Here is a 12063-nt window from a genome sequence, read left to right as displayed (position 1 = left end):
AGAGGTAACCATGGAATGCATCGAACACCGCGCCTGCTTCGGAGGCTGGCAGGACGTCTACCGCCACGCGTCGTCCGTGCTCGGCTGCACGATGAGCTTCGCCATCTACCTGCCGCCGCAGGCGGCCGAACGCCGGGTGCCGGTGCTGTACTGGCTGTCCGGCCTGACCTGCACCGAGCAGAACTTCATCACCAAGGCCGGCGCGCAGCGCTACGCGGCCGAGCACGGGATCGCCATCGTCTGCCCGGACACCAGCCCGCGCGGCGAGGACGTGGCCGATGCCGAAGGCTACGACCTGGGCAAGGGCGCCGGCTTCTACCTCAACGCCACCCGCGAGCCCTGGGCGCGCCACTACCGCATGCACGACTACGTGGTGCACGAGCTGCCGGCGTTGGTCGAGGCGCAGTTCCCGGTGACCGGCGAACGCGCCATCAGTGGCCATTCGATGGGCGGCCACGGCGCCCTGGTCTGCGCGCTGCGCAATCCCGGGCGCTACCGCAGCGTCTCGGCGTTCTCGCCGATCGTCGCGCCCAGCCAGGTGCCGTGGGGCGAGAAGGCGTTCGGCGCCTATCTGGGCGCGGACCACGCGGCCTGGAAGCAGTGGGACGCCTGCGAGCTGCTGGGCGGCGCCGCGGAGAAGCTGCCGCTGCTGGTGGACCAGGGCGCGGACGACGAGTTCCTCGAGCTCCAGCTGCGCCCGCAGCTGCTGCAGGCCGCGGCCGCGGCGGCAGGGCATCCGCTGACCTTGCGCATGCATCCGGGCTACGACCACAGCTACTACTTCATCGCCAGCTTCATCGGCGAGCACCTGGCGCACCATGCCGCGGCCCTGCGCGGCCAGGCCGGGGTGCCGCGCGGCTGAGCGCGCCGGCGCCGCAGCATGACCCCCGCGGCGGCCGTGTGGCATGGTTGCGCCACATGGACGCCGACCAGGGGGGAGACGCATGCGGGGCAGGAGTCATTACGGGTATGCACTGGCGGTGGCGCTGCTGGCCACGGCCGCCGGCGCGGCCGCGGCCGAGGGCGGCGCCGCGCCGCAGCGCACGGTGGCCGGCGCGCAGGAATTCCTGCGCCAGGTGCTGCCGGGCAACCGCTATCTGTCGACGATGATGAGCGAGGTCCTGGCCAAGGCCCGCCGCGACGGCCTGCGCGCCGAGTTCGAGCCGCTGCCGCCGATCGTCGACGCCGACCCGGTGGCGCACTGCCGCTCCTACCTGATCGGCGAGATCGCCAACACCTGGCTGACCGTGCGCGACCCGGCCACCGGCGAGGCGACCGAGGCCGGCTTCGCGGCGATGGCCGGCGACGACCACGTCGGCAGCCCGGATGGCCTGCACTTCGGCTCGATCCGCGCCCTGCGCCAGGACGGCTCGCGCGTGTACCTGCGCTTTGCCGGCGAGCAGCACGACGCGGTGCTTCACCTGGAAGGCAGCGAGATGGCTTCGCGGGTGCACGCGGCGCTGGACTTCCTGCGCCGCGAGTGCGATCCGGCCGCGGCCACGGGCTTCTGAGCGTCACTCCCGCAGCGCGAAGTCGGTGCGCGCGAAGCGCCCGGCTTCGATGCTGTCGCCGGCGTGCTCCAGCTCCAGCGGCGTGGCGAACATCGGCCCGGCCCAAACGCAGGTGTGGAACTCGCCGTTCTCGCCGCACGGATCCACTCCCGCCGGCAGTTCCTCGAGCAGGGCCGCATCGAAGGCGCGGCCGCGGAAGCGCGCGTCCAGTTGCTGCGTATCCACGCAGCACACCCGCGCGCGCAGGCCGGCGTCGAGCATGCGCCGCGCCAGCAACGCGGTGTCGAAGCGGAACAGCGGGGTGAGCAGCTCCCAGTCCAGGCTTTCCAGCTGCTGCCGGCGCCAGGCGCGGATGTCCTCCAGGAACAGGTCGCCGAAGGCCATGGTGCGCAGCCCGGGCCAGCGCCGCGCGGCCGCGTCCAGCGCGCCGGCCATGGCCGCGCCGTAGGCCGCGTTCTCGCAGGCCGGCGGCAGTTCCACCTCCAGCAGCGGCAGGCCGGCGGCCGCGGCCTGCGCGCGCAGTACCTCCACCCGTACTCCCTGCATCGAAGCGCGGCCAGCGCTGACGGTCGACAGCAGGCCGACCACCTGGTGGGTGGCCGACTGCCGCAGCATGTGCAGGGTCCAGGCCGCGTCCTTGCCGCCGCTCCAGGCCAGCAGGACCGGGATGCGTGCCGCCATCGCCGTGGCAGGCTCAGCGCACGTCGCGCAGTTCCCAGCGCGAACCGGCCAGCAGGCGCAGGCGGTGGCGCAGGATCTCGCCGGGCAGGGAGGTGGTGGCGGTGAGGTAGACCGACATGTCCTCGCGCCGGCCTTCGACCGTGGCCTGCGGATCGGTCGCGCCCAGCGCCGGGTCCACCTCGTCCGGTTCCGGCTGCATCTGCCGCCAGCGCTCGAACAGCGCCGGCGAGCGCAGCGCATCCTGCAGCTGTTCGGCGAAGGCTTCGTAGCCGTTGGCGGTGAACGACAGCGACGGCTCGCTGCCGCGCGCGGCGGCCGGCTCGGGCAGGCGGATCACGTAACGGACGGGCATCGGCGGCTCCTGCGGGCGGGAGCGGACAATCTAGCAGCGCCGGCGCGAAGCGGCCGTGGCCGCCGGCTCAGCCGAAGCTGGCGTCGGTGGAGGCGTAGGCCACCGCCACCGCGCCCTTGCCCACGTTCACCATGCCGGTCAGGCTCATCATGCTCTCGAACACCTCCACGCCGTGGTCCAGGCAGGTGTCGAGCAGGCGGGCGTAGCCGGGCAGGCCGTGCAGCTCGGCCAGGTCGCCGCCGTAGCAGACGCTGACGGTCGGGGTGAGCAGGCCGCTGCGCACGCGCTGGCAGGCCATCTCGAACATCTTCTCGGTGGCCGCCTCGAAGCCCTTCACCCGGCCCACCGGCTCGGTGGTGCCGCGCCAGGCGCGGATCACCGGCTTGATGTCCAGCGCCGAGCCCAGCGCGGCGCTGAGCAGGCCGACGCTGCGGTCGCCCTTGGTGCGGGCGCGGTTGCGCAGGTAGTACAGGTCGCGCGGGATCATGAAGCCGCAGGTGTGCTGCGCCATTTCCTCCAGCCGCGCGCGCATCTGCGCCACGCCGGCGCCGGCGGCGCGCATGCGCACCGCCTCCACCGCGGTGATCGCCTGGCCGACGAACAGGTTGAGCGAGTCGATCACCCGCAGCGCGAACGGGGTGGTGATCCCGGCGGCCTGGCGCACCGGCTTGTACTCGTTGAGGATGGCGTAGCTGGCCTGCAGCGCGTTGTCGTGGATCTGGCTGCGCAGGCGCGAGATGGTCAGGCAGAAGACGTGGTCGTAGTCGATCACCAGGCGCTGCAGGAACAGGTCGCGGATCTGTTCCACGCTCAGCGGCGTGGTCTCCGCCTCGTGGCCGCGCTCGGCCACGTGCGCGTGCAGGAAGGCCAGGGTGGCCTTCTCGTCGCGCCGGTCCTCGAGCACGGCGTTGCCGATGCGGACCGTGATCGGCATGACCACGATCCCGTGTTCGCTGATGAACGAGGCCGGCAGATCGCAGGCCGAATCGACGACTATCCCTATGCGCATTGGGCCCTCCCAGGCGTCCTGCACGCGGAGCGGCGTGAACCCTATCGCAGAATCCGGCGGCTTGCGACTGCCGGAAGCGGGGTGGTCAGCGCTTGCGCAGGATCCCCACCGGCAGCTTCCCGATCTCCGCCAGGGGGCCCTCGCGCAGCAGTCCGGGGTCCTCGAGCACCGCCAGCATGAGCTCGTGGCTGTCGTTGCCCCAGAACAGGCCGCCGTCCACCTCCAGCGTGGGCACGCCGAACACGCCGGCCGCCAGGGCTGAATCGGTTAGCTCGCGCAGCTTCTGCTTCACCGCGGGCGCCCCGATCGCCGCGGCCACGTCCTCGATGCCGAGCCCGCGCCCGGCCTCCGCCAGCGCCGCCGGGCTGCCATCCAGGCCCTGGCGCCAGATCGCGTCGAAGATCGCGTCGATCGCCTCGGGGCGGATGTTTGCCGCAACGCACAAGCGCAATGCGGGCAACGGATTGAACGGATGCGCCAGCGGGAACACCAGCGGCACCCCCTCGCGCCGCGCCTGCCACAGCACCTGGCGGTAGATGAATTCGCGCTTGCGTGGGATTTCCGCCGGCCCCAGGTTGCCCAGCGCGGCCAGCACCGCGCCGAACACCACCGGCACCGGCTGCACCCGGCCCGCCTGCACCAGCGGCCGCATCTTCTGCCAGTGCAGGTAGGAGAACGGGGAGACGAAGTCGAAGTACCAGCGTGGCGTCATCGGGCGGCTCCTGCGGGACGTGCGCATGATGATGCCGGCAGCAGCGCCCGGCGCCACGCTGCGTTGCCGCGGTGCTGTCGCCGCGTGCATGGCCGATGGCGCATGCTCGGGGGGCGACGACCGAGGAGGATGCAATGGCAAGCGCGGGCGAAGTGGTGGAGTTCTGGCGCCAGGCCGGGCAGCAGGCGTGGTTCAACGGCGGCGAGGCGTTCGACCGCCAGTGCGAGGCGCGCTTCCTGCAGGCGCACCTGGCGGCGGCGCGCGGCGAGTGCGAGCACTGGCTGGGGACGGCGGAAGGGGCCCTGGCCCTGCTGATCCTGCTCGACCAGATCCCGCGCAACGTGTTCCGCGGCAGCGGCCACGCCTTCGCCACCGACGGCCTGGCGCGGCACTACGCGCTGCGCGCGCTGCAGGCCGGCCACGACCGGCAGGTCGAACCGGCGCTGCGCGCGTTCTTCTACCTGCCCCTGGAGCACTCCGAGGACCCGGCCGACCAGGACCATTCGGTGGAACTGTTCACCGCCCTCGGCGACAAGCTCTACCTGGACTACGCCATCGCCCACTGCGAGGTAATCGCGCGCTTCGGCCGCTTCCCGCACCGCAACCGCGCCCTGGGGCGCACCAGCACGCCGGAGGAGCAGGCCTGGCTCGACGCCGGCGGCGGGTTCTAGCGGCGGCGCAAACGGAAAAGGGCGGCCGCGGCCGCCGCCAGCTGGCTGGCGCCGCGCGCTCAGTAGCGCGGGATGCCGCCGTCGACTTCCTGTGCCCAGCGGTCGATGCCTCCTTCCACGTTGAACACCGCGGTGAAGCCCTTGGCGCGGAACTCCTCCGCGGCCTGCGCGCTGCGGCCGCCGTGGTGGCAGATGAAGGCCAGGCGGGTGTCCTTGGGCAGGGCTTCCAGCGCCGGGCGGCCGTCGCCGTCCAGGGTGCGGTGCGGCACCGGCAGCGAGGCGATCGCGCGTTCCTCGGGCGGACGCACGTCCACCAGCACCAGCTCGCCGGTGCCGACCTGGCGCTCGGCCTCGGCCGGGGTGATCGCCTGCACCGGCTTGGGCGCGTTGGGGTTGTCGATGGCCAGGCCCTGGCCGCGGAAGTCGTCCACCCAGTCGATGGTGATGCCGTTGGCGCGGCGCGCGCTGGACAGGTCGAACTGGATGCGCAGGCCCTGGGTTTCCACCGCGATGGCGCTGTCGTTGCGCGGCACGATCTGGAAGCGCGGCTGGAAGCGCACGTCGATCGACAGCGCCAGCGCCGCGCCCGGCTCGCTGGCCAGGGCGCCGCGCAGCTTCTCGGCGGCGGCCTCGGTCACGGTGACCTGCGGCGGGGTGCGGTCCGGCGCGGGCAGGCCCAGCATCTGCGACAGCTCGCCGCTGGAGGCCAGCTGCTCGATGATGTCGCTGCCGCCGACCAGCTCGCCGTCGATGTACAGCTGCGGGATGGTCGGCCAGTTGCCGTAGACCTTGATGCCCTCGCGGATCTCCTGGTCGGCCAGCACGTTGACGTGGGCGTACTCCACGCCCAGGTCCTCCAGGATGCCGCTGGCCTTGGCCGAGAAGCCGCACTGCGGCATGCCCGGCTGGCCCTTCATGAACAGCACGACGCGGTTGGCTTGCAGCAGCGACTCGATGCGCGAACGCAGGGCGGGATCCAGGGACATGCGGGGGCTCACCACGGATTTTTCAGGGGCCTGCATTCTACGCCGCGTGGCATGATGCGGCGATGAGCCGCCCGACAACACTGCATCGCACCCCGCACCGGCCGCATGCCTGGCTGGCCTGGCTGGCCGCCTCGCAGCTGGCGGTGGCGGGGCTGTGGTGGGTGGCCGGCTGGCGCTGGGGCCTGCCGGCCCTGCTGCTGTCGCACGCGGCCTTCATCGTGCCGGTGTTCCTGCCGCGGGCCACGCTGTACGCGCCGGCGCTGTCGCGCCTGCCGGGCGACGAACGCCAGGTCTGGCTGACCATCGACGACGGCCCCTCGGACGACACCCCGGCGATCCTCGACGCGCTGGACCGCCACGGCATGCAGGCCACCTTCTTCCTGGTCGGGCAGCGCGCCCAGGCGCGGCCGGAGCTGGTGCGCGAGATCCTGCGCCGCGGCCACGGCGTCGCCAACCACACCTGGAGCCATCCGCAGGCCTGGTTCTGGGCGCTCGGCCCGCGCGCCATGGCCGCGCAGGTGGAACGCGCCCAGGCCGTGCTCGGCGAACTGGCCGGGCAGCCGCCGCGCTGGTTCCGCGCGGTGGCCGGCCACACCAATCCGTTCCTGGCCGCGCCGCTGCGGCGGCTGGGGCTGGCGCGCGCGGCCTGGAGCGTGCGCGGCTACGACGCGGTGGACGGCGACGTGGTGCGGGTGCTGCAGCGGCTGCAGCGCGGGCTAGGCCCGGGCGCGATCGTGCTGCTGCACGAGGGCGCGCCGCACGGGCGCAGCGTGGAGATCGTCGAGGCGGCGCTGTGCCTGCTGCGCGAGCAGGGCTACGCCAGCGTCATCCCGGAGTGAGCGCCCGGCCGCCGCCGTCGGGGGCGGCGGCTGCCGGCGAGGGCTCAGTCGCGCGTGGCGACGACCAGCCAGTTGTTGAACGGGGTGTCGCCGGCCAGCGGCGAGAACTCGCTGCGCAGGCCGGCGGCGTCGAAACGCTTCCTCAGCATGTCCGCGTCCGGGTAGTGGATCGGCGCGGCGTTCATCCAGCCCACCAGGCGCGCGAACACGTCGGTGGTGCGGGTGATGCGGGCGCGGCGGCTGCCGTCGTCCAGGCCGGTGCGGATCACCAGCTTCGCGCCCGGCTCGAGCATGGCGACCATGGCGTCGACCACCTCGGCCTGGCGCTGCGGCTGCAGGAACTGCAGCACGTCCAGGATCGCCACGCTGCCGCGGTGCGGCGGCAGCGCCTGCGACAGGTCCAGCGCCTCGAAGCCGGCGTCGACCAGCCCGGCGCGGGCGGCGGCGCGGCGCGCCGAGGCGATCTTGCGGTGGTCGTTGTCCACGCCGAAGTAGCGCAGGGCGATGCCCTCGTGCTGCAGGGCGTGGGCCAGCAGGCCGATGCCGCAGCCCAGGTCCAGCAGCGGGCCGGCGGCGTCGCGCAGGGCCGCGCACACGCCCGGGTACAGCGGGTCGCTGCGCAGCTTCGCCCGGGCGTAGTAGTAGTGGTAGCGGTTGCCCAGCAGGGTGCCGGGCAGGAAGCTGCTGGCGATACGCGCAGCGGTGTCCCGCGACAGCGGTCGCGGCTGGGGTCGGGGCATCGCGTTCAAGGGGTACTCCTGCCTTGCAGGATGGCGCGGGCGGCCGGCAATGCCAGCCGTGCCCACAGGGTATACAGGGCGGCCGAGGGGTGCAGGCCGTCGTCGGCCAGCATGCCAGGCTCGGCGCCGCGTGCGCGGCTGACCGGGCCGATGTCGACCCAGTGCGCGCCCGCGCGCGCGGCTTCTTCCCGGCAGATGGCGTTGAAGGCGTCGATCTGGGTGGCGACCAGGGCGCGGTCGCGGCCCTGGGCGAAGGCGAACGGGGTCACGCCCCAGTCCGGGATCGCCAGCACCAGCACCCGCGCCGGATCGCCGCCGGCGAAGCCGGCCGCGCGCCGCAGCAGGGCGGCGAAGCGGGTGCGGAAGCCATCCGGCTCCAGCCCGCGGTACTGGTCGTTCACGCCTGCCAGCAGGCTGACCAGGGCGTGGTCGGCCGGGATCGGCGCCTGCGCGTGGGCGGCATCGATGCCGGCGTCCAGCTCATCCGTGGTCCAGCCGGTGGTGGCGATGATCCGCGGCTGGCCCACGTCCAGCCCTTCGGCGCGCAGCAGCGCGGCCAGCTGCACCGGCCAGCGCCCGTCCGCCGCGATGCCTTCCCCGATCGTGTAGGAATCGCCCAGGGCGAGGAAGCCTTGCGCCACGCTTACGCCGCCGCGTTCCGCGCCTTCAGCGGCACGACCTTGGTGTTGAGCTCGGCGCGCCGCGACAGCGCCCGGTCGATGCGCGCGAACACCTCGCGCATCAGCCCGGCTTCCGGCAGCAGGGTCACGCGGAAGTGGTCGCGGTAGGGGACGTTGAAGCTGCTGCCCGGCACGATCAGCACGTCCTCGGTCTCCAGCAGCTCCAGTGCGAACTGGTGGTCGTCGAAGCCGCGCGCGGCCGCGCCCACCACCGAGGGGAAGGCGTACAGCGCGCCCTTGGGCTCGATCAGGCGCAGGTGCTCGCTGGCGGCGCAGGCCTCGACCACCGCGCGGCGGGTCTCGTACAGGCGTCCGCCCGGGGCGCACAGCGCGCTGATGGTGTCCGGACCGTTGACCGCCGCCTCGATCGCGTACTGGCCGCCGACGTTGGCGCACAGGCGCAGGCCGGACAGCAGGTCCAGCGCATTGCGGTACTCGGCGGTGCGGGCGTGCGAACCGGTGAGGACCGCCCAGCCCACGCGCCAGCCGCAGGCGCGGTGCACCTTGCTCAGGCCGGAGAAGGTGATGCACGGGTGGTCGCCGGCGATCGGCGCGGTCGGCACGAACTCGGCGCCGTCGTACAGCACCTGGTCGTAGATCTCGTCCACCAGCAGCAGCAGGTTGTGGCGGCGGGCGATGTCCACCAGCCGCTCCAGCAGCGCGCGCGGGTACACCGCGCCGGTGGGGTTGTTCGGGTTGATCAGCACGATCGCCCGGGTGCGCGCGGAGACCAGCGCTTCCACCTCCACCGGGTCGGGCATGAAGCCGTTCTCCGGCGTGCAGCGGTAGTACACCGGGCGGCCGTCGTTGAGGATGGTGGCGGCCGACCACAGCGGGTAGTCCGGCGAGGGCACCAGCACCTCGTCGCCCGGGTTGAGCAGGGCGCGCAGGGTCATGTCGATCAGTTCGGACACGCCGTTGCCGACGAACACCCGCTCGGTATCCACGTGCGGCGCGCCGCGCTTGCGGTAGGCCGCGGCCAGCGCCTCGCGCGCGGCCGGCAGGCCCAGCTGGTGGGTGTACGGGTCGGTGTTGTCGATGTCGCGGATGATCGCCTGCTGCAGGTGCTCCGGCGCGCGGAAGCCGAACGCGCCCGGGTTGCCGATGTTGAGCTTGATCAGCTTGCGTCCTGCTGCCTCGAGCGCATGCGCTCGCCGGTTGAGCTCGCCGCGGATCTCGTAGCGGACTTCCGACAGTCGCTCGCGCACCGCGAGCGTTTTTTCGGTGAACGGCATGGCAGGGCCCAGCGGGCGTGGCAAGGTCTGGCATGGTATCGAAAAAAACGCCCCCCGGTGGGACCGCAAGCCCAGTCCTGGCGGCCGTTTCGGTCGAAACGGAAGCTGGCAGCGCCAGCAACCCGGCGCGCCGCCACTGCCGCCAACCGGCCGGGCACTACAATGCCTGCCGATGAACCTCCCCGGACCCGACTACACCGCCCTGCAACGGATTGGCTGGCCCTGGGCCGGCCCGCCCGAGGACCCGGCCTGGCAGGCCCTGTTCCAGGCGCATCCGCAGGCCCGCCCGGCCCGGGTCAGCGAGCAGCACCGCACCGGCTACGTGCTGGCCGACGCGCCGGACGCCGGCTTCCGCGCCGAGTCACCGCCGGAATGGATGCGCCGCCCGGTGTTCCGCCCCGATGGCGTGCCGGCGCACGAGCGCGCCGCGGTCGGCGACTGGGTGCTGCACGACGGCCGCCGCATCCTCGCCCTGCTGCCGCGGCGCACCGCGATCAAGCGCGCCGCCGCCGGCGAGCACTACCAGCAGCAGGTGATCGCGGCCAACGTCGACACCGCCTTCGTGGTCTGCGGCCTGGACGCGGACTTCAACCCGCGCCGGATCGAGCGCTACCTGCTGCTGGTCGGCGGCGGCGGAGTGCAACCGGTGGTGGTGCTGACCAAGGCCGACCTGGAAGGGGCCGATCCGGAAGCCGCGCTGGAAGCGCTGGCCGGCGTGCGCGCCCAGGGCGTGCCGGTGCTGGCGCTCAACGCCCGCGACGGCGGCGCCGCGGCACAGCTGGCCCCGTGGCTGGCGCCAGGCCTGACCGTGGTCCTGGTCGGTTCCTCCGGCGCCGGCAAGTCGACCCTCACCAACACCCTGCTGGGCGAGGAGCGGATGAAGACCGGCCAGGTGCGCGCCCACGACTCGCGCGGCCGCCACACCACCACCTACCGTGCGCTGATCGCGCTGCCCTCCGGCGCCTGCCTGGTCGACACCCCCGGCATGCGCGAGCTCAAGCCCACCGGCGAGGAGGAGCTGGCCGACGGCGGGTTCGGCGACATCGAGGAGCTGGCCACCCAGTGCCGCTTCAACGACTGCAGCCACCGCAACGAGCCCGGCTGCGCGGTGCTGGCCGCGATCGAGGCCGGCACCCTGGACCCGAAGCGCCTGGCCAACTACCTCAAGCTGCGCGAGGAGGTGGCCGGTGCCGCCGCGCGCCTGGCCCAGCGCCTGGCGCAGAAGAACGAGGCCCGCGGCCCTGCCGGGCGCAGGCGTCCGGCCCCGCGCCCGCGGCGCTAGCCGGGTTTGCGGTACGGTGCGGGCGGGGCACCCGGGCCCCATGCGCCGCCGAGCCGCCGATGACCGACGCCATCGCCCGCCATGCCGCACTGGACCGGCGCCTGGTCCGGGCTGCGCGCGGCATCCGCCTGCTCGGCCTGGCCAGCTGGCCGGCCGCGGTGCAGCACGCCTTCCTGGCCGCCTGGCGCCAGGGTCGGGCGGTGCTGCCCCGGGTCGAGTACCCGAAGCTGGACTTCGCCGCCGCCCGCACCGAACTGCGCGCGGTGGCCGCCGCCGCCGACCCCGGCCACCCGCTGGGCATCTACCTGCGCGAGTCGGCCGGCAGCTGGGAGCGCGCGGCGCGGCTGCTGGAGGCGCTGGGCACGGCCCGGGCCGGGGCCGAGGCGGTGGCCCTGTTCGGGCGTCCGGACGATCCGCTGCCCGGCGACGGCCCCACCACCCGCGAAGCGGCCCACCACTTCATCCAGATCGCCAGCGAGCTGGACCACGAACTGTTCTCTCCGGCCGAACAGGTGCCGGTCTCGGCGACCGCCTTGGCCCTGCAGCTGCAGGGCGACCTCGACGAGTTCTTCGGCGGCCGGGTGGTCCAGGTCGAGCTGGACCCGGAGCTGATCGCCAAGGCCGCCGCCGGAGCGACCCGTATCCGCCTGCGCGCCGGCGCCGCCTTCAGCGACTACGACCGCCGCCAGCTGTTCCACCACGAGGCCCTGGTGCACTCGCTGACCGCGCTCAACGGCCGCAACCAGGAGGTGCTGCCGAGCCTGGCCCTGGCCTCGCCGCGGGTCACCGCCACCCAGGAGGGCCTGGCCACCCTGGCCGAGCTGATCACCGGCAGCATCGACATCGGCCGGATGAAGCGCATCAGCCTGCGCACCGAGGCGGTGGCCATGGCCCTGGACGGCGCGGACTTCCTGCAGGTATTCGGCTACTTCCTCGGCGCCGGGCAGGGCGAGGAGGAGAGCTTCGCCTCGGCCCAGCGCGTGTTCCGCGGCGTGCCGCTCTCCGGGGGCTGCGCCTTCACCAAGGACACGGTGTACCTGCGCGGCCTGGTCGGCGTGCACACCTTCTTCCGCCTGGCCCTGCAACGCGACCGCCTGCGCCTGTGCCGCTGGCTGCTGGCCGGCAAGATGACCCTGGACGACGTGGTCCGCTTCGAGCCGCTGTTCGCCGACGGCACCCTGGAGCCGCCGCAGTGGCTGCCGCCATGGATCGAACGCGCCGGCGGCCTGGCCGGGCTGCTGGCGTTCTCGCTGTTCGCCAACCGCATCCGCATCGACCACATCGGCGAAGGCCTGCGCTGAGGGCGCTGGCCAACGCTGTCATGCCGCAAGCGCCGCGCCGATACGCCGATTGCTGCACTGCATC

The 12063-nt window shown here is 73.2% G+C and carries 14 protein-coding genes; 6 read left to right on the top strand and 8 right to left on the bottom strand.

Translation table 11 applies throughout. From position 1 onward, the window contains the following. Positions 1 to 10 precede the first annotated feature (10 nt). Positions 11 to 862 carry an S-formylglutathione hydrolase gene (gene fghA, locus PSEJ31_RS0108015; RefSeq protein ID WP_028915162.1) on the top strand — a complete coding sequence of 284 codons (852 nt, stop codon included), beginning with the start codon at positions 11 to 13 and terminating at the stop codon, positions 860 to 862. Between the two features lie 82 nt (positions 863 to 944). Further along, the gene (locus tag PSEJ31_RS0108010; protein ID WP_083852434.1) at positions 945 to 1511 is read left to right on the top strand and encodes a hypothetical protein; all 567 of its coding nucleotides are present in this window, start codon (positions 945 to 947) and stop codon (positions 1509 to 1511) included. Positions 1512 to 1514: 3 nt separating this feature from the next. Here PSEJ31_RS0108010 and PSEJ31_RS0108005 read toward each other — a convergent pair whose 3' ends face one another. From PSEJ31_RS0108005 to PSEJ31_RS0107990, 4 genes are all read right to left on the bottom strand, one after another. Then, complete coding sequence (locus PSEJ31_RS0108005; protein ID WP_019399021.1) at positions 1515 to 2192, bottom strand: hypothetical protein; 678 nt, start codon at positions 2190 to 2192, stop codon at positions 1515 to 1517. A gap of 13 nt (positions 2193 to 2205) precedes the next feature. Continuing rightward, positions 2206 to 2544: a hypothetical protein gene (locus PSEJ31_RS0108000; RefSeq protein WP_026010613.1), complete on the bottom strand. Its 339-nt coding sequence runs from the start codon at positions 2542 to 2544 to the stop codon at positions 2206 to 2208. A gap of 67 nt (positions 2545 to 2611) precedes the next feature. Then, positions 2612 to 3553 carry a DegV family protein gene (locus PSEJ31_RS0107995; RefSeq protein WP_026010614.1) on the bottom strand — a complete coding sequence of 314 codons (942 nt, stop codon included), beginning with the start codon at positions 3551 to 3553 and terminating at the stop codon, positions 2612 to 2614. An 85-nt stretch (positions 3554 to 3638) separates the two neighbouring features. Further along, complete coding sequence (locus tag PSEJ31_RS0107990) at positions 3639 to 4265, bottom strand: 2-hydroxychromene-2-carboxylate isomerase (protein WP_028915161.1); 627 nt, start codon at positions 4263 to 4265, stop codon at positions 3639 to 3641. Positions 4266 to 4399: 134 nt separating this feature from the next. On the opposite strand from PSEJ31_RS0107990, the gene PSEJ31_RS0107985 reads away from it, so the two are divergent. Continuing rightward, the gene (locus PSEJ31_RS0107985; protein ID WP_028915160.1) at positions 4400 to 4936 is read left to right on the top strand and encodes a DUF924 family protein; all 537 of its coding nucleotides are present in this window, start codon (positions 4400 to 4402) and stop codon (positions 4934 to 4936) included. A gap of 59 nt (positions 4937 to 4995) precedes the next feature. Here PSEJ31_RS0107985 and grxD read toward each other — a convergent pair whose 3' ends face one another. Continuing rightward, positions 4996 to 5922: a Grx4 family monothiol glutaredoxin gene (gene grxD, locus PSEJ31_RS0107980; RefSeq protein WP_028915159.1), complete on the bottom strand. Its 927-nt coding sequence runs from the start codon at positions 5920 to 5922 to the stop codon at positions 4996 to 4998. 62 nt (positions 5923 to 5984) lie between these two features. Here grxD and PSEJ31_RS0107975 point away from each other — a divergent pair, with 62 nt between their 5' ends. After that, on the top strand, positions 5985 to 6761 hold the full coding sequence (locus PSEJ31_RS0107975) for a polysaccharide deacetylase family protein (RefSeq protein ID WP_028915158.1): 777 nt from the start codon (positions 5985 to 5987) through the stop codon (positions 6759 to 6761). 44 nt (positions 6762 to 6805) lie between these two features. Here PSEJ31_RS0107975 and PSEJ31_RS0107970 read toward each other — a convergent pair whose 3' ends face one another. Genes PSEJ31_RS0107970 through PSEJ31_RS0107960 form a run of 3 tightly spaced genes read right to left on the bottom strand, consistent with a single transcriptional unit; the run spans position 6806 to position 9416 of the window. Beyond that, positions 6806 to 7477 carry a class I SAM-dependent methyltransferase gene (locus tag PSEJ31_RS0107970; protein WP_026010615.1) on the bottom strand — a complete coding sequence of 224 codons (672 nt, stop codon included), beginning with the start codon at positions 7475 to 7477 and terminating at the stop codon, positions 6806 to 6808. Positions 7478 to 7506: 29 nt separating this feature from the next. Beyond that, positions 7507 to 8142 carry an SGNH/GDSL hydrolase family protein gene (locus PSEJ31_RS0107965; RefSeq protein WP_028915157.1) on the bottom strand — a complete coding sequence of 212 codons (636 nt, stop codon included), beginning with the start codon at positions 8140 to 8142 and terminating at the stop codon, positions 7507 to 7509. A 2-nt stretch (positions 8143 to 8144) separates the two neighbouring features. Further along, positions 8145 to 9416, bottom strand: coding sequence for a pyridoxal phosphate-dependent aminotransferase (locus PSEJ31_RS0107960; RefSeq protein ID WP_028915156.1), 1272 nt, complete (start codon positions 9414 to 9416; stop codon positions 8145 to 8147). 172 nt (positions 9417 to 9588) lie between these two features. Here PSEJ31_RS0107960 and rsgA point away from each other — a divergent pair, with 172 nt between their 5' ends. Together rsgA and PSEJ31_RS0107950 are read left to right on the top strand one after the other, a co-directional pair. Then, positions 9589 to 10698: a ribosome small subunit-dependent GTPase A gene (gene rsgA, locus PSEJ31_RS0107955; RefSeq protein ID WP_019399031.1), complete on the top strand. Its 1110-nt coding sequence runs from the start codon at positions 9589 to 9591 to the stop codon at positions 10696 to 10698. 59 nt (positions 10699 to 10757) lie between these two features. Then, a complete protein-coding gene (locus PSEJ31_RS0107950) occupies positions 10758 to 11999 on the top strand; it encodes a flavohemoglobin expression-modulating QEGLA motif protein (RefSeq protein ID WP_028915155.1) in 1242 nt (413 codons plus the stop codon). Positions 12000 to 12063 lie beyond the last annotated feature (64 nt).

Source organism: Pseudoxanthomonas sp. J31 (assembly GCF_000510725.1).
Taxonomy (GTDB): Bacteria; Pseudomonadota; Gammaproteobacteria; order Xanthomonadales; family Xanthomonadaceae; genus Pseudoxanthomonas.
This window is presented reverse-complemented; position numbering and strand designations above follow the sequence as displayed.